At 73.2% G+C, this 17,879-nt stretch carries 18 protein-coding genes; 15 read left to right on the plus strand and 3 right to left on the minus strand.

The annotated features are described in order from the left end of the window. Positions 1-12: 12 nt before the first annotated feature. The 5 genes from M4486_RS13555 to M4486_RS13575 all read left to right on the plus strand — a co-directional run bounded on the left by M4486_RS13555 (position 13) and on the right by M4486_RS13575 (position 4,146). Positions 13-561 (plus strand): NUDIX hydrolase, encoded by a 549-nt coding sequence (locus M4486_RS13555; protein WP_249477776.1) that lies wholly within the window; start codon positions 13-15, stop codon positions 559-561. Next, complete coding sequence (locus M4486_RS13560; protein ID WP_249477777.1) at positions 558-1,586, plus strand: exodeoxyribonuclease III; 1,029 nt, start codon at positions 558-560, stop codon at positions 1,584-1,586. Before M4486_RS13555 ends, M4486_RS13560 begins: the two co-directional genes overlap by 4 nt. 139 nt (positions 1,587-1,725) lie before the next feature. After that, positions 1,726-2,946: an MFS transporter gene (locus M4486_RS13565; protein WP_249477778.1), complete on the plus strand. Its 1,221-nt coding sequence runs from the start codon at positions 1,726-1,728 to the stop codon at positions 2,944-2,946. Between the two features lie 82 nt (positions 2,947-3,028). After that, positions 3,029-3,376, plus strand: coding sequence for an HIT family protein (locus tag M4486_RS13570; protein WP_249477779.1), 348 nt, complete (start codon positions 3,029-3,031; stop codon positions 3,374-3,376). Between the two features lie 128 nt (positions 3,377-3,504). Beyond that, positions 3,505-4,146, plus strand: a complete 642-nt coding sequence (locus tag M4486_RS13575; RefSeq protein WP_249477780.1) for an NADPH-dependent F420 reductase — start codon at positions 3,505-3,507, stop codon at positions 4,144-4,146. A 45-nt stretch (positions 4,147-4,191) separates the two neighbouring features. Here the strand turns inward: M4486_RS13575 and M4486_RS13580 are convergent, their stop codons facing one another. Then, complete coding sequence (locus M4486_RS13580) at positions 4,192-4,458, minus strand: hypothetical protein (protein WP_249477781.1); 267 nt, start codon at positions 4,456-4,458, stop codon at positions 4,192-4,194. 376 nt (positions 4,459-4,834) lie between these two features. On the opposite strand from M4486_RS13580, the gene M4486_RS13585 reads away from it, so the two are divergent. Beyond that, positions 4,835-8,464 (plus strand): S41 family peptidase, encoded by a 3,630-nt coding sequence (locus tag M4486_RS13585; protein WP_249477782.1) that lies wholly within the window; start codon positions 4,835-4,837, stop codon positions 8,462-8,464. A gap of 20 nt (positions 8,465-8,484) precedes the next feature. Here M4486_RS13585 and M4486_RS13590 read toward each other — a convergent pair whose 3' ends face one another. Further along, entirely contained in the window at positions 8,485-9,024 is a 540-nt protein-coding gene (locus M4486_RS13590) for a MarR family winged helix-turn-helix transcriptional regulator (protein ID WP_249477783.1), read from the minus strand. A gap of 72 nt (positions 9,025-9,096) precedes the next feature. Here M4486_RS13590 and M4486_RS13595 point away from each other — a divergent pair, with 72 nt between their 5' ends. Together M4486_RS13595 and M4486_RS13600 are read left to right on the plus strand one after the other, a co-directional pair. Continuing rightward, positions 9,097-9,477, plus strand: a complete 381-nt coding sequence (locus M4486_RS13595; RefSeq protein WP_249477784.1) for a VOC family protein — start codon at positions 9,097-9,099, stop codon at positions 9,475-9,477. After that, on the plus strand, positions 9,477-10,367 hold the full coding sequence (locus M4486_RS13600; RefSeq protein WP_249477785.1) for a DNA-3-methyladenine glycosylase family protein: 891 nt from the start codon (positions 9,477-9,479) through the stop codon (positions 10,365-10,367). The genes M4486_RS13595 and M4486_RS13600 overlap by 1 nt, the downstream gene beginning before the upstream one ends. 18 nt (positions 10,368-10,385) lie before the next feature. Here M4486_RS13600 and M4486_RS13605 read toward each other — a convergent pair whose 3' ends face one another. After that, positions 10,386-10,727 (minus strand): hypothetical protein, encoded by a 342-nt coding sequence (locus M4486_RS13605; RefSeq protein WP_249477786.1) that lies wholly within the window; start codon positions 10,725-10,727, stop codon positions 10,386-10,388. Positions 10,728-10,816: 89 nt separating this feature from the next. Between M4486_RS13605 and M4486_RS13610 the strand changes: the two genes are divergently transcribed. The 7 genes from M4486_RS13610 to M4486_RS13640 all read left to right on the plus strand — a co-directional run bounded on the left by M4486_RS13610 (position 10,817) and on the right by M4486_RS13640 (position 17,842). Then, on the plus strand, positions 10,817-11,794 hold the full coding sequence (locus tag M4486_RS13610) for a LysR family transcriptional regulator (protein WP_249477787.1): 978 nt from the start codon (positions 10,817-10,819) through the stop codon (positions 11,792-11,794). A gap of 55 nt (positions 11,795-11,849) precedes the next feature. After that, the gene (locus M4486_RS13615; RefSeq protein ID WP_249477788.1) at positions 11,850-12,410 is read left to right on the plus strand and encodes an SRPBCC family protein; all 561 of its coding nucleotides are present in this window, start codon (positions 11,850-11,852) and stop codon (positions 12,408-12,410) included. Between the two features lie 33 nt (positions 12,411-12,443). After that, entirely contained in the window at positions 12,444-12,815 is a 372-nt protein-coding gene (locus M4486_RS13620) for a hypothetical protein (protein WP_249477789.1), read from the plus strand. 209 nt (positions 12,816-13,024) lie between these two features. Beyond that, a complete protein-coding gene (locus M4486_RS13625) occupies positions 13,025-14,515 on the plus strand; it encodes a gluconokinase (protein ID WP_249477790.1) in 1,491 nt (496 codons plus the stop codon). A 59-nt stretch (positions 14,516-14,574) separates the two neighbouring features. Continuing rightward, positions 14,575-15,564, plus strand: coding sequence for a GNAT family N-acetyltransferase (locus M4486_RS13630; RefSeq protein ID WP_249477791.1), 990 nt, complete (start codon positions 14,575-14,577; stop codon positions 15,562-15,564). A gap of 101 nt (positions 15,565-15,665) precedes the next feature. Continuing rightward, the gene (locus M4486_RS13635; protein ID WP_249477792.1) at positions 15,666-16,844 is read left to right on the plus strand and encodes a GDSL-type esterase/lipase family protein; all 1,179 of its coding nucleotides are present in this window, start codon (positions 15,666-15,668) and stop codon (positions 16,842-16,844) included. Continuing rightward, the gene (locus M4486_RS13640; protein WP_249477793.1) at positions 16,841-17,842 is read left to right on the plus strand and encodes a GNAT family N-acetyltransferase; all 1,002 of its coding nucleotides are present in this window, start codon (positions 16,841-16,843) and stop codon (positions 17,840-17,842) included. The genes M4486_RS13635 and M4486_RS13640 overlap by 4 nt, the downstream gene beginning before the upstream one ends. Positions 17,843-17,879 lie beyond the last annotated feature (37 nt).

The raw sequence follows: 17,879 nt of genomic DNA on the forward strand, positions 1-17,879 counted from the left end.
GACAATCATGGGGTGCACTCCGACTCCGATGACCCGATGCTCGCCGACGTCCTGCGGGCCCTCGAGGCCGCTCCCGCCCTCGGCAACCGCGACGCCTATCTCGCCTTCGTCCGCGGCCACGGCGAGGCGGCGCTGTGGAAGGGGCTCGCGCCCGAGCACCTGACGGCCTCGACCTTCGTGTTCTCGCCCGACGGCGCGCAGGTGCTGCTGTGCTTCCACCGCAAGGGCGGCTTCTGGGTGCAGGTCGGCGGGCACCTCGAACGGGAGGACGCGACCCTCGCCGACGCGGCCCTGCGCGAGGCGCGCGAGGAGTCCGGACTCGAGGACCTCGCCCTCGCCACGCCCTCGATCACCGATCTGGACCGCCACGAGCTGGCCGGCGCCTTCAAGTGCCGCGCCCACTGGGACATCGGCTTCACCGCGGTCGCGGAGCCGTCGGCCCGGATCGTGGTGAGCGAGGAGAGCCGCGACGTGCGCTGGTTCCCCATCGACTCCCTGCCGGGCGGGCTGGCTCCGGGGTGCGCGCGGAGGATCGAGGCCGCGCGACAGGTGCTGCGATGACCGGCCCGGTCACCTTCGGCGGTGCGGGCACGTCGCTTCGCATCGCGACCGTGAACATCAACGGCATCCGCGCGACCCTGCGCCGCGGCTTCGGGGACTGGCTGCACGAGCGCGGATGCGACGTGATCGCGCTGCAGGAGGTGCGGGCCCAGGCCGACAAGCTGCCCGCCGGTGCCTTCGGCGAGTGTCACGCGGCCCTCGACACCGGGAGCGTCCCCGGGCGCAACGGCGTCGCGGTGCTGACGCGGCAGCCGCCCGCGGCCGTGCGCACGTGGAGCGGCGCCGCGCTCCTGGCGGGACCGTCGGCATCCGGTGCAGAGCCCCCGGCATCCGGTGAGGGGCCCTCGGCATCGGATGAGGAGCCGAGCGCACAGGGCGAGACGCCCCTTCTCACCGAGGTCCCCGCAGCAGACCGCGTCGTCCTCCCGCGGGGTCTGCGACCCTTCGCCGAGCAGGGACGATACATCGAGGTCGACCTCGCCGATGCTCCGGTGACGATCGCGAGCCTCTACCTTCCCAAGGGCGGTCTGCCGGCCGAGCTGCAGCGGCCCGAGAGGATGCGCGAGGCGCCCGACGGCGGCGCCCGGTACGCGCGCAAGATGGCGTTCATGGCCGCCTTCTCGACCTACCTCACGCGGACCCGTCGCGCCGCCGCGGCGGCCGGCCGCGAGTACCTGCTGATGGGCGACATGAACATCGCCCACACCCGCAGAGACCTCGCGGCGTGGCGCCGCAATCAGCAGAACGATGGCTTCCTGCCCGAGGAGCGGGAGTGGTTCGGGCAGCAGCTCGGTCCGCGGACGCTCGTCGACGTCGTGCGCTCGCTGCATCCCGAGGAGGACGGCCCGTACTCGTGGTGGTCCTGGCTCGGACAGTCGTTCGCGAAGGACGCGGGGTGGCGCATCGACTACCACCTGGCCACCCCGCGGCTCGCTCGCAGCGCACGCTGGGCGGCCGTGGACCGGGAGGTGGCGGGGACGCGGCTGTCGGACCATGCGCCGGTGGTGGTGGAGTACCGGGCCTGAGGGCGCATGGACACGCCGCACCGGGTGCAGCGTGGAGCGATCAGCCGTACGATCCCCGTATCGCGGCAGCCGACCGGCGCGCCGTTCGTCAAGGGAGTTCGGCTCCCGGGTGGGTGGGCATCCTCTCCGGAGGCATGCCATGCCGAACCCGTATTCCACGATCCTGCGCACGCCAGGGGCCGCACGCCGGTTGCTTGCCCTCCTGCTCAGCGCGCTTCCTCTGGGGATGCTGTCGCTGACGATCATCCTCAGCGTGCAGGAATGGACAGGATCGCTGCGCGCAGCGGGCACGGTCAGCGCCCTGTTCGGGCTCGGCAACGCGATCGGCCTGACCGTCCAAGGTGCACTCATGGAGCGCCGAGGCGAACGCGGGCTGCTCCTCGTCACAGGGACCTCGTGCGCCGTAGCCCTGGCTATGTTCACCACGGTGGGCGTTCTCGAAGGGCCGCTCTGGGCCCTCGGGGTCCTGGCGTTGACCGGCGGGACGTGCGTCCCGGCGATCACCGCGGCCGCGCGCGCATGGCTTCCGCTCGCGTTCGCCGAGCCCACGGAGCGCAGCGCCTCCTACGCACTGCTCGCCGCACTGTTCCAGACGGCGGTCGCCGTCGGACCGCTGCTGCTGTCGCTCGCACTCCTGCTGCACGGGCCCGTGCTGGCCCTCGCCCTCTCGGCGACCGCGATCCTCGCTGCGGTCCTCGTCTTCGCTCTCCCGCGCGACGAGAGGCGCGGTCCGGACACCTCGGCTGCGGATGTGGAGCCCCCACGGGCGCGACGAGTCGACCCGGAGCGTCGCGCGGCCCGACGATCACGGTTGTCACCCGGCATGCTGACGATCCTGTGCGCAGAAGCGCTGGGCGGCATCGCCGTCGGCGCCACGGGCGTCGCCGTCCCCGCGGCAATGGACTCCGCGGGCAGGCCAGTTCTCGTCGGCGTGGGCTTCGCGGCGCTCGCGTGCGGCGAGGTGCTCACCGCACTGATCATCGGCGCAAGGCCCATTCCGACTCATCGCCGAATGATCCTGCCCCTGGCCCTGGCCGGATCTGCGTTCTCCGCGCTGCTCGTCCTGCTCAGCGCAGCGTCTCCTGGACTCCTGGTTCTGGCGATGATGATCCTGGGCGCGTCGACTGCACCCGCCACGCTCGCGAAGTCCGCGCTGCTCGATGTGGTCTCCACGGCGGACGCGGTGGCACGCGGCTACTCGCAGCTCGTCGCCGTCAGCCTGATCTCTGCCGCTGCCGGGAGCGCTCTGGCCGGCCAGCTCTCCGACGCCCTGAGCCCGCTAGGCCTGCTGGTCGTACCCGTCGCCTCGCTCGGCCTCGCTGCCGCCTGGACCGCGTCCCGCATGCGAACACTCAGATGACAAAGCCGGTGCACGCCCCGCGAAGACGAGCGGAATGCACTCCGCAGATCCTCCCGCGCGGACCGTCGGCCATGATGACCGTATGGCTTCGTATTCCGGGAGCGACTTCTACTGCGACGTCGCCATTCCTCACCCTGACCTCCTCGACGTCGTGCTCGAGAACCAGCGCGCGCTCGCGTTCCACCACACCTGCCCGTTCTGGGAGGTACACATCGTGGTGGTCCCGAAGTCGCACACCCCCTCGCTCACGGACACTTCTCCGGACGATGGCGAGGACCTGGCGGCCCTGTTGGCGGCCGTGAAGGAGGTGGCGCGCGGGGTCGAGCAGGAACACGGCGCGGCCACCGTCACCACGAATCTCGGGGCGTACCAGGACTCGAAGCATCTGCACGTGCACATCCACTCCGGGGGCCGACGGACGGTCGACTGACCGTTCAGAGCACGACGATCCCACCGCTCCCGTTCCGTGCCACGTCCCTCCCGTCCGGCTCCGTCGACACACGCCGTCACATCCGCACGCGGCGGGAACACCTCGGCCCATCACGCGTTGCACCACGCATGACAACCATCGGAATCATCGGCGCAGGCAACATCGGCAGCCAGGTCGCACGTGCGGCCCTGACGGCGGGATACGACGTGGTCATCGCGAACTCGCGGGGACCCGAGACGCTCGCGGACCTCGTCTCCGAGCTCGGTGACGACGCGCGCGCCGCGACCGCGACGGAGGCGGGCGAGGCGGGCGACGTGGTCGTCGTGACCGTCCCCCTGAAGGCGATCGACCGGATCCCCGTCGAGCCCCTCGCCGGGAAGATCGTCCTGGACACGAACAACTACTACCCCGGTCGCGACGGGCAGATCCCGGCGCTGGACGCGGGCGAGACCACCACCTCGCAGCTGCTCCAGGAACACCTGCCGACCTCGAAGGTCGTCAAGGCGTTCAACCACATCCCGGCGGCCGACATCACGACCGACGTCGCCCCGGCGGGCACGCCGGACCGTCGGGCGCTCGCGGTCTCGAGCGATGATCCCGAGGCGCTCGAGTTCGCGACGAAGCTGTACGACGAGTTCGGATTCGACGCGGTCGACGTGAGTCCGCTCAGCGAGTCGTGGCGGGTCGAGCGCGACCGTCCCGCGTACGTGGTGCGCCAGAACGCCGAGCAGCTGCGCGCGAACCTCGCGAAGGCGCAGCGCGAGGGCTGAGAAGGCTCGGTCGACGACGGGCCGACGAGTGAGGGGCGGCGCGGCTCAGGCCGCGCCGCGACCGTCGTCGGCCCGCTCCTCGTTGTCGTAGCCGAGGACCTCCGGCTCGCCCGTACGGGTATCCAGCCCGTGGTCCACGCGGTACTCGCGCACCACGAGCCGATCGCGCACCACCAGGGCGATCAGCAGGCCGACCGCCGTGACCGTCACCTTCACGTTCGCCGCCCAGTGCGCGTTGTAGGCGAGGACCAACGTCACGATGATGATCACCGCGGTGATGCCTCCGGACGCCCGTCGCATATCTCCACGCATGTTCTCCACCGTAGCGAGAACGCGGCGGCGGGGAGCCGGATCCCTGGACGCAGATGTGTGCCGAACCCTCGGCCCCGTCGTCGGTTCCCCGATCTCTCGCTGCGCGCGCGGAAGCACCACCACACCCTGATGCCCCTGCGTGGGTCACGCACCGGCATATAGCGGACCTCTCTGCCTATATGGGCAGAGAGGTCCGCTATACACCGGTCGGCGACAATTGCCCGCGCCAGCGCTGGCACCAGCGCCAGCACCGACGCCGCCACCAGCTCCCGCCAACTGCCAGGACACGCGCCCCGGCCCCCACGCGATCCGCCGCCACCCACCCGGCCCGAAAACCCCCTCCCCACCCCGCGCATCGCGGCCTAGTGTGGATCGCATGCCATCGACGCCCACTGACGTGCCCACCGATTCGCCCTCGACGCCCTCCTCGACGAGCCCCACCGCACCCGGCAGCGCGTACCTGCGCTACCCCGATGTCCGCGGCGATCGCATCGTCTTCACCGCGGCCGACGCCGTCTGGGCGGCCCCGCTCTCCGGCGGCCACGCCTGGCGACTGAGCGAGGACTCCGCGCCCGTCGCCTACCCGCGGATCTCGCCGGACGGCACGCAGGTCGCCTTCACCTCGCGCGCGACCGGCAGCCCGGAGGTCCACCTGGTCCCGATCGACGGCACGGGCGCCGCGCGCCGCCTCACCTGGTGGGCGAACCGGCACACCCGCGTCGCGGGCTGGCTGCCGGACGGCCGCATCATCGTCACCAGCGGCCACGGCGCCACGCTCTCCTCGCGCGATGCGCAGCTGTGGGCGCTGGACGCCGAGGGCCGTGTAGAGCTGCTGCCCTTCGGGCGCGCGAGCGAGGTCGCGGTGCACGAGGGCACCGGGACCACCGTCGTCGCGACCATGTGGCGCAAGGAGCCGGTCACCTGGAAGCACTACCAGGGCGGCACCGCGGCTCGGCTGTGGATCACCCGCGAGGACCTCCCCATCGACGCCCCGCACGAGGCCCATGCCGCGCGCTCGTGGGAGCCGCTGCGCGACGACCTGCTGGCGAACAAGACGCGCCTGGCGTTCGTCGGCGACCGGCTGCTGTTCGCCTCGGACACCCCGGGCGAGGGCGCCGCGATCACCGACCGGGCCACCGGCAACCTGTGGTCGGTCGCCCTGGACGGCTCCGATCTGCGTGCACACACGCACCTGACCAGCGAGGACGGGTATCTGCGCGATCCGGCGTCCGACGGCGCCTCGATCGTCTTCTCCTCCCGCGGCCGTCTGTTCGCGATGGACGGGCCCGACGCCGCGCCGCGCGAGATTCCTGTGATCGTCGCGGGCGTGGGCTCCGCCCGCCGCATGCGCGCGGCCGACCCGCACAAGAACCTGCTGGCCATGCGCCCCACCTTCGACGCCCGCGCGAGCGTGGTCGAGTGGCGCGGCTCCGCGCACGTCCTCACCCATCGCGGCGGGCCCTCGCGCCTGCTCGCGGGCTCGTGCGGACTGCGCTTCCGGGAGGCGACGCCCCTGGGGCGCTCCCCGTTCGCCGTGATCGTCACCGATGAGCTCGCCCAGGGCGACCGCACCGACCCCGACGCCTTCACGGGCCGCACGGGCTCCGACGCCCTCGCCCTGCGCCGCCTCGACGCCGAGGGCGAGCAGATCACGCTCGACCTCGGCTCCGTCGGCCGCATCCTCCACGCCGTCCCCTCGCCGGACGGCACCCGCATCGCGATCGCCACCCACGACTACGTGGTGCGGGTGGTGACCCTGCGCGGCATCCTCGACCCGGCCGGCACCAGCGGGAAGGATGCGAGCACCGCCGAGGACCACCCTGACGTCCCGCGTCTGGACTCGGTGCGCGAGGTGGGAACGTCGCATCACGGCGAGATCAGCGACCTCGCCTGGTCGCCGGACTCGCGGTTCCTCACCTGGGCGCAGCCGCGCAGCGAGTTCGCCTCCCAGCTCATGGTCTCCGAGGTCGCGGACCCGGAGCCGACGGGACGCGCGCTGACCAGCGGACGCTTCCTCGAGTCCTCGCCGACCTTCACGGCCGACGGCAAGCACCTCGCGTTCGTCTCCGCCCGCACGTTCGAGACCCAGTACGACGACATCGTCTTCGACCTCGGTTTCGTCGACTCCCAGCGCCCGTTCCTGCTGCCGCTCGAGCGGACCACCCGCGACCCCTTCGGGCCCGACGCCGACGGCTGGCTCCCCGGCGGCGAGGAGAAGCCCGGCGAGTCGGGCGGCGAGGGGCACGGCGGCACCGGGACCGGGTCGAGCCCGGCCTCGCCGTCGGCCGATCCCGCCTCCGGGAGCGCACGCACCAACACCCATCGCGGCGCCCCCTCGCCGGCGGATCTGTCCGCGCCGGCGACCGCGTCGAGCGCCGCGGGCGCGCAGGACGCCGAGCGCCCGCCGCAGACCACCATCGACCTCGACGCGGCGGAGGAGCGGGTCGTCCCGTTCCCCGTCCCCTCCGGGCACTTCACGGACCTGCAGGCCGTCGCGGGCGGCGTGATCTGGCTGCGCCACCCGGCCGAGGGCGTGCTGGGCACGACCCGTGCGGGCCTCGAGGACGAGGCGCCGAAGCCCACGCTCGAGCTGTGGGCCTTCACCGACCACAAGGTCACCGTGCTCGCCGAGGGTGTGGACCAGGTGTGGGTCTCGGGCGACGGGAAGCAGCTGGTCACGCGGCAGGGCGAGGCGTTCGTGCAGATCCCCGCGGACCGCAAGGTCGAGGACGAGGATCCCGCCCGCATCACGATCGACCTGGGGCGTCTGACGCTGCGCGTCGACCCGGTGCTCGAGCGCCGCGGCATGCTCTGGGACAACTACCGGATCATGGCGCAGCAGTACTGGCGCGCGGACATGGACGGGCAGGACTGGCACGCGATGGTCTCGTGGTACGACGAGGTCGTGGATCGCCTGGTCACGGCCGACGACTTCGCGGACATGATGTGGGAGGTCGTCGCCGAGCTCGGCACGAGCCACGCCTATGTGATGCCGGCGCCCGGCGATCGCGAGACCGAGGGCGCACCGGGCCTGCTCGGCGCGGACTTCCGGATCGAGGGCGGGTCGGCCGACGGCTCCGTCGCGCGCCTCGTCATCGCGCGGATCCTGCGCGGGGAGTCCTCGGACCCCGACGCGCGCTCCCCGCTGCTCGCACCGGGCGTCGCGGCCCGGGAGGGCGATGCGGTCGTGCAGATCGGCGGGCGCGCGGTGGACGCGGGCGCGGGCGTCGGGCCGCTGCTCGCGGGGTGCGCGGAGAAGCCCACCGAGATCGTCCTCGAGCGCGACGGCGAGCGCCGCCGCGTGGTCGTCACGCCGCTCGCCGACGAGTCGCAGCTGCGCTACCAGGACTGGGTGGCCTCGCGACGGGCCTTCGTCGCCGAGCACTCCGACGGCCGCCTGGGCTACCTGCACATCCCCGACATGGTCTCGAGCGGCTGGGCGCAGATGCACCGCGACCTGCGGGACGCCTCCGCGAAGGAGGGCCTGGTCGTGGACGTGCGCTACAACAGCGGCGGCCACACCTCGCAGCTGGTCACCGACCGTCTGGCCCGCAGGGTCGTCTCCTGGGACTATCCGCGCGGCGAGCAGCCCTCGACCTACCCGGCGTTCGCGCCGCGAGGACCGGTCGTGTTCGTGACGAACCAGGAGGCCGGGTCCGACGGCGACATCGTGGGCGCGGTCGCGAAGTCCATGAAGATCGGCCCGCTCATCGGCACCCGCACCTGGGGCGGCGTGATCGGCATCGACGGTCGCTTCGACCTGGTCGACGGCACGGGCGTCACCGAGCCGAAGTACGCGAGCTGGTTCGCGGGCGTGGACTGGACCATCGAGAACTACGGCGTGGACCCCGACATCGAGGTGCCGTTCCCGCCCAACGAGTGGCTCGCGGGCAAGGACCCGCAGCTCAGCCGCGGCATCGAGGAGGCCCTGGCCACGCTCGAGCAGACGCCCGCGGCCGTGGCTCCGCCGCTGCCGCCGGCACGGTTCGGGGGCGGCGAGGGCTGAGCGGGCAGAGGACTGCCGGATCAGTCCTCGTCGAGAGTCCGGATGAGGGCGCCGAGACCGTCGAGCATGGCCTCGGCGCCCTCGCCGTCGAGCGCGTCGAGCATCTGCGCCTCGATGCCGCGCACGTGCGCATCGGCCGCGTCGAGCAGGGCGATCCCCTCGCAGGTGATCTCGATGGGCAGGCGTCGACCGCTCGGCGCGGTGTCCGGACGAGTGATGAGTCCGCGGGACTGCAGGCCTTTGACCACGGCGTTCATCGACTGCGCGGAGACGAAGCCGGCGCGGGCGAGTTCTGCGTTGGTCTGCCCGGGGCGCTGTCGGAGGTTCTCGAGGCACACGTACTGGGGCACCGTGAGACCGAGCGGCCGCAGTCGTGCATCCATCCGGGAGTGCAGGGCGCCCTGCGCGCGCTTGAGCAGGTAACCGATGCGATGCCCGAGGTCGCCGGGAGCCGTGATCGGCGCCTCCGGCGCCCCGACGCGGCCTGCTCCGGCGGCCTCCGCTCCACCATCGCTCGAACCGGCATCGGTGACGGTGCCGCGCGTTTCGGATCCACTCATATCAATATCTTGACATACACACTCGGTGCGCGTTTGATGTCAGTGTCCTGATATTGATCGGAAGGAACCGCCATGACCGCCCTCGGTCCCGACTTCATCGCCCTGCAGGTGCGCGACCTCGACGCCGCCGCGACCTTCTTCGAGGAGCACCTCGGTCTGCGCCGCGCGCCGGCGTCCCCTCCGGGCGCCGTCGTCTTCGTGACCCCCCCGATCCCCTTCGCGGTGCGCGAGCCGCTGCCCGGCGTCGACCTCGCCGCGGCGAGCCCGAGGCCCGGCACCGGGGTCGCCCTGTGGCTCGCGGTCGAGGACGCCGATGCCCTGCACGAGCACCTCGTCGGCGCGGGCGTCGAGGTGCTCGGCCCCGTCGCCGACTCGCCCTTCGGCCGGACCCTGACCTTCGTCGGCCCCGAGGGGTACGCACTCACCGCCCACACCGCGGAGGACCCCGCGTGATGGCGGCCGGCAAACCCGTCACGCATGACCTCGAGGTCCGCGGACCCTGGTCGCTCACCACGAGCCGCCGCTTCTGGGAGGGGTTCGCCCCGCAGCGGCTTCCCTCCCAGGAAGGGCCGCTGACCACCGTGTTCCGCGCCGAGCGCACGTGGGAGCCGCTGCGGGCGCAGGTCACGCAGGACGGGTCGACCGCCCGGATCACCGTCGGCCGCACGGACGGCACCGCTCCGAAGGACCCCGAGGCGGCGATCGCGCAGGTCGCGCGCTTCCTCTCGCTCGACGTCGACGCCGCCTCGTGGCCGGCGGCCGGTGAGCACGATCCCGTGATCGGAGAGCTGCAGCGCGAGCTGCCGGGCCTGCGCCCGTGCGGCTTCCACTCCCCCTACGAGGCGGCCGCATGGGCCGTGCTCTCCCAGCGCATCCGCATCACCCAGGCGGCCTCCCTGCGCGAACGCCTCACAGCGGACCTCGGCGAGGACGGCGCCTTCCCCGCCCCGGGCGCGCTGCTCGAGGCGGATCTCGACCTGCCCGGCCGCAAGGCCGAGTACCTGCGGGCCGTCGCCCGCGCCGCGCTCGAGGGAACCGTCGACGGCGAGCACCTTCGAGGACTCGACCCGGACGACGCCTTCGCCGAGGTGCAGGGCATCCTGGGCCTGGGCCCGTTCGCCGCCGAGCTCGTGGTGATCCGCGGCGCGAACGCCCCCGACGCCCTCCCCCGCAACCAGCGGCGCCTCGCGCAGGAGATCACCGAGCGCTACGGCGAGGGCGCCGACCTCGCCACGGTGAGCTCCGCATGGCGGCCCTTGCGGTCCTGGGCCGCCGTGCTGCTGCGCATCGGACGCGAGCAGCGCACGGGCGAGATCGAGGGCGGGCGTTCCGGCAGGAAATGAGCCTGGCCGCCGCGGCCGTCAGAAGCGCACGGCGATGCGGTCGATCGCGCGGCCGACGGGATCCTGGTCGCGCGAGACGTCCGGCTCGGGAGGTGACGCCGGCTCGTCATCCCGGGCGAGACGGGCGATCGGGACGGTCGCGTCGGGGGCGAGGGTGCGGGCGATCGCAGCGTTCTCGCGCTCGAAGGCCTCGGTCGGCGTGCGCGGCGTCGGATCGGCGCGCCGCACCCAGCGGGGGTCGTCGTCGGGCGGAGGAGCGGGGAGGAGGAGTCCGAGGACCACGCGGATCGCGGCCCCCAGCGCGACGGAGACGGCGGCGATGAGGAGGATGAGGGCGATGCCCATGACGAAGGTGCTCATGCGTCGATCCTGCGACCACCCATCCGGAAGGACAAGCGAACATTCCTACCCCATTGTTCAGCGCTGCTGATCGGTCGTAGGGTGGCCGCATGCTCGATCCCGTGAAACTGCGCGTGCTGCGCTCCGTCGCCGCGACCGGCAGCATCCGCGCGAGCGCCGAGGCGCTCGGATACACGCCGTCGGCCGTGAGCCAGCAGCTCTCCGCGCTGCGCCGGGAGACCGGCGTCGACCTGGTGGAGCGCTCCGGTCGCGGCATCGAGATCACCCCTGCGGGCGCGGAGATCGCGCGGGCCGCGGGCACCGCACTGGACGCCCTCGACGACGTGCAGCGCCTGGCCGCGAACCTGCGGGACGGACGCTCCGGGACCCTCACCTTCGCCTACATGACCTCGGTCGCCGCCACCTGGGTCCCGCGCCTCGCGCAGGACGTGCGCGAGGCGTTCCCCGACCTCTCCCTCACCCTCCTGCACCGCGACTGCTCGGTGAGCGAGCTCGATCTGCGCGGCGACGTGCTGATCGCCGACGACATCGACGCAGAGCCCGGCACCGACTGGCAGCTCTGCGACCTCCTCGAGGAGTCGTACGTGGCCCTCGTGCCCTCGAGCCACCCGCTCGCCTCGCGCGAGAGCGTGGCCCTCGCGGATCTCGCCGAGATCCCGTGGGCGACGGACGACCCCCTGGACTCCACCTGGTTCGCTCGGATCCTCTCGGCCTGCCACGCCGCCGGGTTCACACCCAGGGTCGAGGTCAATCCGCCCGACTACTCCGCCGTGCTGGGCTTCATCGCCTCCGGGGGCTTCGTCAGCGTGCAGCCCTCGCTCCTGGAGCAGAACCCGCCGCCCGGCGTCGTCGTCCTCCCGCTGCGCTCCCCGGCACCACGGCGCAGCCTGCAGGTGTGGGTGCGACGGTCCTCCGCGAAGAACCCCGCCGTGCAGTTCATGGTGCAGCGCCTGTGGGCGATCGCGGCCGAGCACGCGGAGCGCATCCCCGGGATCACCCTGCTGGGAGAGCCGCCCCAGTACGCGGCCGCCCCGCCCCGCGCCCCATCCGGCGCGACCGCCGGGTGAGATGATCACGGGAGCCCGCGCCGACGCCGGCGCGGATCCGTCGTGAGGAGGCCCCATGAGCAGCGACAGCACCGGCGCCGAGGGAACGCACCCCGTCGACATCGACACCCGCATCCGCGACCTGCCCGTCCGCGCCGAGATCGCCGACGACACCCTGATCCTCGAGGTCGACATCGCGGGCACCGAGGAGCAGCTGTGGCGCGCGATCACCGACCCCGAGCAGCTCGCCCGCTGGTCCCCCGTCGTCCCCGACCGTCCGCTCACCGAGGTCGGCCCCGCGCTCAGCCGCGAGAACCCCGAGGACGACCCGGTCACGGCCGACGTCCTCGCGACCGCCGGCCAGCACGCGCTCACCCACCGCTGGGGCGACGCCACGATGGGCTGGATGATCGAGGAGGGCCGACTGGACATCCAGGTGGGCCTGCCCGACGTCCAGCAGGCCCAGTACTTCGCGGCCGGCTGGCAGGTGTGCCTGGCGGTGCTCGACGCCCAGCTCAGCGGCCTCGACCAGGAGCGCATCGTGGGCATGGAGGCCATGGACCACGGCTGGGAGGAGCTGCGGGCGCGCTTCGCCCAGGAGTTCGGCCATCCGGACGGGGCAGCGCCGGAGGCGTGAGGACCCGCCATGCGTCCTCATAGGATCGTGACCATGCGATCCCGTCCCACCCGCCCCCTGCTCCTCGCACCCGTCCTCGCCCTCACCCTTGCCGGCTGCGGCGCAGGACAGGGCGACTTCTGCGAGGTGCTGAATGACAACACCGACCTCGCCGCGACGGTCTTCACCCCGGTCATCCCCGAGATGGTCGACGCGACGACGGTCCAGCAGCGGCTGGACCTCGTCGATCAGATCGAGGACCCGCCGAGCGATCTCGAGGACGACCTCACGACGTGGCGCAACTACCTGCAGAAGGCACTGGACAACATCGACGACGCGACCGCGGTGATCAACGCCGGTACGGACGAGGTGGATGCGGCCCAGGAGGCCCTGTTCGATCGATACACCGGAACGTGCATGTCCTGATGCGCCCGGCGACAGATGCGGGGCCGCCGTCCCGTGAGAGCGCCGGGTGACCACCGACCCATGGCTCACCCGCCCCGCGGCAACAGGCGGCCGCGAGCGCGCGTCCGGCCGCCCTTTCCCTATCCTGGAGCGCATCGCCGTGCCGTGACGCCGCACGGCAGCGCGCCCGGAGCAGCCGGGCATCGCGACGCCCACCTGCTGGAGGACCTGTGACCCCGCGCTTCTCGATCCCGACCGACGACGCCGTCGGCCCCTTCGTCGTCGGACTCGACGTCGGCTCCGGCGGCAGCCGCGCCGCCGTCTACGACGCGTCCGGACGCGAGGTCGGCACGCGCCATCACAAGGTCGAGCATGCGTTCACCACCGCCGCCGACGGCACCTCCACGATCGACGCCGACCAGGTCGTCGAGGAGCTGTGCGTGGCCATGGAGGCCGTCCTCGACGGCGCCCTGCCCGGGCCCGTCGTCGGCATCGGCGTCGACACGTTCGCCTCCTCGCTGATCGCGGTCGACGCCTCCGGCGCCGCCCTCACCCCGTGCATCACCTACGCGGACACCCGCTGCCGCGAGCAGGTCACCGCCCTGCGCGAGCAGCTCGACGCCGTCGCCCTGCACGACCGCACCGGCTCCCGCCTGCACTCCTCGTACAACGCGCCGCGCCTGCGCTGGCTGCGCGAGGAGCACCCCGACGTCTTCTCCCGCGCGAGCTCGTTCATGGCGCTCGGCGAGTACGTCGCCCTGAAGCTGCTGGGCGAGGGCGTGCTGGGCACCGCGTCGGCCGCCTGGGGCGGGATGATCGACCGCCGCACCGGCGAGTACGTTCCCGAGCTCCTGGAGGCCGCCGGGGTCTCCGCGGATCTGCTCGGGGCCCCGCGCGACCCCTCCCAGGGGCAGCCGGTCGCGGGCACCCCGCTCGCGCAGCGGATCCCCGCGCTGGCCGATGCCACCTGGATCCCCGTCGTCGGCGACGGCCTGACCGCGAACCTCGGGATCGGCGCCGTCGGCCCCGGCACCTGGGGCATCTCCACCGCCACCTCCGGCGCGATCCGCCAGCTGCTCGACACCGAGACCGGCACCCTGCCCGGGGGTCTCTGGGCCTACCGCGTCGATGCGCGCCGCACCCTCGTCGGCTCCGCGATGAGCGACGCCGGCCGCGTCCTCGACTTCGCCCGCACCCGCTTCGCGATCCCCGAGGACGTCTCCCAGATCGACACCGAGACCCTGCTCGGTGCGGCCCCGCAGGCCGGGAACCCGCTGGTGGTGCCATTCCTCTCCGGCGAGCGCGGCACCAAGTGGCGCGACAGCGCCCGCGCGGTCCTCGCGAACGTCTCCGCGTCCACCACCGCCGAGGACCTGCTGCGCGGCTGCTTCGAGGGCCTTGCCCTGTCCTACCTGCGCATCGCCGACCAACTGCGCGAGGTCGGCGGCGCCCCGCAGCGGATCGTGCTCTCCGGCGGCATGACGGAGAACGCTCCGGCCTGGCTGCACCTGCTGGCCGACGCCCTGCAGACCCCCATCGACCACGTCGCGATCTCCCGCTCCACCATGCGCGGCGCCGCCCTGCTCGCCCTCGAGCAGACCGTGCCCGACGCCGAGCGGGCGCCGATCCCGGTGCGCAGCACGATCGAGCCGGTCGCCGCGCACGCCGACTACTACCGCGAACGCCTCGCGCGCTTCGAGATCCTCGCCGACGTCGCCTGATGGCCCACTCGTCCGGCTCTCGGATTGCCTCGCGAGCCCGGACGCGGTGTGCTTGTGCCATGGACCCGACACTGCGCGCCCCCAGCGTCCCCGAGCTGCTCCTCGCCGCCGACGCACTCGCCACCTGGCAGCGGGACGACGCACCGCTGCAGCTGCACCCCGGCGACCTGGGCTGGCACAGCATGAAGGGGCTGGCGGCGACCGCCGCGGCGACCCGGGTCTGGGAGCTGGACGACGTGCCGGTCGCGATCGGGCTGCTCGACGGCCCGGACCTGCTGCGTCTGGCCTTCGCCCCCGGCGCGGAGGACGACGCGGCCCTGGCCCGACGGATCTCGAGCGATCTGGCCGATCCCTCGCACTGCATCCTCGACGCGGGCCCCGGTGCGGTCGAGGCGCGCGGCGCGGCCGCGCTCAGGCGCACCCTCGCGGCGGATGCCTGGGAGGAGGGCGAGCTCTGGACGCCGCTCCGCCTGGATCTGGGTCCGATGCCGGACATGAGCGACGCGCTGGCCTCCGCCGATGTCGTCGACCCGCAGTCCGCCCCGGACTTCACGGAGGACGAACCGACCCCCGATGCAGCGGACCCGGACGGCGGCCGGCCCACCGACCAGGGCCTGCCCGCGCGGCTCTCCCCCGTCGAGGAGTGGGCGCGCGTCCACTTCTCCGCGTTCCGACGGCGCGACCCCTCGCCCGCCGAGCTGCGAGGGCGCGCCCGGGACTGGACCGTGATGGCCGCGACCCCGCTCGCGAGCTCGTCGCTCACGCTGCTCGGCCGCGACGACGACTATGCGGCGGTCGCGATCGCGACGGTCTGGTCGGCGGGCGCCGGCCGGCCCGGGCTGCTCGAGCCCGTCGCCGTGCACCCCGAGCACCGCGGACGCGGGTTCGGCCGGGGGATCACGCTCTCCGCGCTCCATGCGCTGCGGGCGATGGGCGCCTCGAGCGCGCTCGTGTGCACGCCGAGCTCCCTCTCCGGCGCGGTGCCCACCTACCTCTCCGCGGGATTCCGGGCGGACGACGAGGTGGCCGACATACAGCGGAGGTTCTGAGGGGCCCGCCCACCAGCCCCGGTGAGTGCCGGGCGCACGCCGAAGTCCCCTGCGCTCCGAAGTGCCCTGCGCACGCCGGCGGGCCGTGACAGTCTGACCGGGTGCACACCATCGACATCACCGACCCCCTCCTCCACGGCCACGCGGAACTCGAGCGGACCGCCCACGGAGTGCGCGTCCATCGCCTGCCCGCCTGGCTGCGGCGGCTCTGGCCCGAGCCCAGGCTGATGGCCATGGAGCAGCAGCCCGCAGGCGTGCGGCTCGTGCTGGACACCGACGCCCGGGCCCTCGACCTCACCCTGCGCAGCGCCCGCGCGGCGTTCCCCACGGCCGAGCGCCCGCGCGGCGTGCTCGACGTCGTCATCGACGGCGAGGCGGTCTCCCACGACGTCCTCACCGGCGGCACGCTGGTCATCAATGACCCTTCCACGGGGGAGTCGTCGTTCAGCCCCGGCCCCGCGCACACCTCCCGCATCGAGCTCCGACCCGGCACGCACCGCGTGGAGCTGTGGCTGCCGTACAGCGAGGGCATCCTGCTGGATTCCCTCCGCGCGGAGGCCGACACGGGTACCGGTCGGCCGCTCGTGCGCCCCGTCGCCCCCTCGGGGCCGCGCTGGGTGCACCACGGGAGCTCCATCAGCCACGGCTCGAACGCCGCGACCCCGCTGGGGACCTGGCCGGTGCGCGCCGCCCGTGCCGTAGGCGCGGACCTGCGCAATCTCGGCTTCGGCGGCAGCGCCCTCGTCGACGCGCCCGTCGCACAGGTCATCCGGGACGCTCCGGCCGACGTCATCAGCCTCAAGCTGGGCATCAACCTGGTGGGAGGCGACATCATGCGCCGGCGGGCGCTCGTCCCCGCCATGCACGGCTTCCTCGACACGATCCGCCAGGGCCACCCGGACACGCCCCTCGTGCTCGTCTCACCGCTCCACTGCAGCCTGTTCGAAGGGACTCCCGGGCCCAGCGCCCTGGATCCGCACGCGCTCGCACGCGGGGAGATCCGCTTCATGTCCACCGGCGATCCGGCCGACCTTGCCGGCGGTCGGCTGGACCTGCCCGCCGTCCGCGAGGTGCTCGCGGAGGTCTGCGCCGCCCGCGAGGATCCGCAGCTGCACCACATCGACGGCCTCGATCTCTACGGTGCGCAGGACGAGGCGGAGCTGCCGCTGCCCGATGCCCTCCACCCGGGCCCCGAGGCGCACGCCCGCATCGCCGAGCGGTTCGTCGAGCGCGTCTTCGCCGACGGCGGGGCGTTCGCCCAGCACGGGGCACCGGCATGAACGGCGGTCCGACGGAGGTCAGCGTGCGCCCGGCGACGACCGAGGACGTCGCCGCCTTCACGGGCGCCTTCCCCGATCTGATCGAGGACCGCTGGCGACCGGGCGGCAACCGGCGCTCCTTCGTCGCGGTCGCGCCCAGCGGCTCGGGCGAACGCATCGTCGGCCACTGCCGCGCCGTCGACAACACGGTGCACCCGGGCTCGCGCGTCATGCTTCTCGAGGTGGCGCCTGACTTCCAAGGCCAGGGCGTGGACGATGCGCTGCTGCGGGCGCAGGTCGACGCCTCGACGGCGCCTCCCCGGATGAAGATCTTTGAGCACCAGGTCGCCGATCAGCAGCTCGCGGAGCGCTTCGGCGGTATCGCCGTGCAGGTCACGCCACCGTGGCGCTACGTCGTCGGTCCCGAGATGCGCGCGTGGGCGGCGCGGCACGGTCCGGTCGGCTCCGCCGAGATCGGTCCCGCGCTCGCCGAGGAGCCGGGCGACCTGCTCGCGCTCGAGGTCGACCACTACATCGACCAGCACGCGTCCTGGTCTCCGACCGCGCCGCGCGAGTCGCTTCTCGTCGAGCTCGGCGAGGACCACGATCCCCAGTCACCGTCCACCTGGGACCGCGGCCGCAGTCGAGCACTGCGACGGGACGGCCGGCTCGTCGCCGCCGTCCTGGTGTGGCCGGCCGAGGACGACGAGGGCGGTGCGCGAGAGGTTTCGCTGCGCTCGCGCCCCTACGTCGGCCCGAGCTCGCGCGCCGACAAGGAGGCGTGCCTGGCCGCGCTCATCGACGCGAGCGCCGACGGCGACGAGCTGCTCATCGACTCCCACCTCACGATGCGCGAGGAGTGGGCGATGATGCGCGAGGTGCCGGGGCTGGTCCCGTCGGACGGCATGGGGTGGATGGCGATCACCGCGATCCCCGTGCCCGGCGGACCCGTACCCCGACCCGTGCCGCGCGAGCTGGTGCCCGCGGAGACACCCTGGGTGCACGCGCTGCTGCCCTGAGCGCCGCTCGAGGGTCCCGACGGCCGCCGGACGAGGG

The sequence above is a fragment of the Brachybacterium kimchii genome, assembly GCF_023373525.1.
Lineage (GTDB): Bacteria > Actinomycetota > Actinomycetes > Actinomycetales > Dermabacteraceae > Brachybacterium > Brachybacterium kimchii.

What these genes read in the sequence shown, in the direction of transcription:
- M4486_RS13605 (WP_249477786.1), bottom strand. Translation starts at nt 10,727, where the DNA reads ATGAGCACCTTCGTCATGGGCATCGCCCTCATCCTCCTCATCGCCGCC.
- M4486_RS13640 (WP_249477793.1), top strand. Translation starts at nt 16,841, where the DNA reads ATGAACGGCGGTCCGACGGAGGTCAGCGTGCGCCCGGCGACGACCGAG.
- M4486_RS13630 (WP_249477791.1), top strand. Translation starts at nt 14,575, where the DNA reads ATGGACCCGACACTGCGCGCCCCCAGCGTCCCCGAGCTGCTCCTCGCC.
- M4486_RS13595 (WP_249477784.1), top strand. Translation starts at nt 9,097, where the DNA reads ATGACCGCCCTCGGTCCCGACTTCATCGCCCTGCAGGTGCGCGACCTC.
- M4486_RS13620 (WP_249477789.1), top strand. Translation starts at nt 12,444, where the DNA reads ATGCGATCCCGTCCCACCCGCCCCCTGCTCCTCGCACCCGTCCTCGCC.
- M4486_RS13585 (WP_249477782.1), top strand. Translation starts at nt 4,835, where the DNA reads ATGCCATCGACGCCCACTGACGTGCCCACCGATTCGCCCTCGACGCCC.
- M4486_RS13590 (WP_249477783.1), bottom strand. Translation starts at nt 9,024, where the DNA reads ATGAGTGGATCCGAAACGCGCGGCACCGTCACCGATGCCGGTTCGAGC.
- M4486_RS13565 (WP_249477778.1), top strand. Translation starts at nt 1,726, where the DNA reads ATGCCGAACCCGTATTCCACGATCCTGCGCACGCCAGGGGCCGCACGC.
- M4486_RS13560 (WP_249477777.1), top strand. Translation starts at nt 558, where the DNA reads ATGACCGGCCCGGTCACCTTCGGCGGTGCGGGCACGTCGCTTCGCATC.
- M4486_RS13570 (WP_249477779.1), top strand. Translation starts at nt 3,029, where the DNA reads ATGGCTTCGTATTCCGGGAGCGACTTCTACTGCGACGTCGCCATTCCT.
- M4486_RS13615 (WP_249477788.1), top strand. Translation starts at nt 11,850, where the DNA reads ATGAGCAGCGACAGCACCGGCGCCGAGGGAACGCACCCCGTCGACATC.
- M4486_RS13580 (WP_249477781.1), bottom strand. Translation starts at nt 4,458, where the DNA reads ATGCGTGGAGATATGCGACGGGCGTCCGGAGGCATCACCGCGGTGATC.
- M4486_RS13610 (WP_249477787.1), top strand. Translation starts at nt 10,817, where the DNA reads ATGCTCGATCCCGTGAAACTGCGCGTGCTGCGCTCCGTCGCCGCGACC.
- M4486_RS13600 (WP_249477785.1), top strand. Translation starts at nt 9,477, where the DNA reads ATGGCGGCCGGCAAACCCGTCACGCATGACCTCGAGGTCCGCGGACCC.
- M4486_RS13575 (WP_249477780.1), top strand. Translation starts at nt 3,505, where the DNA reads ATGACAACCATCGGAATCATCGGCGCAGGCAACATCGGCAGCCAGGTC.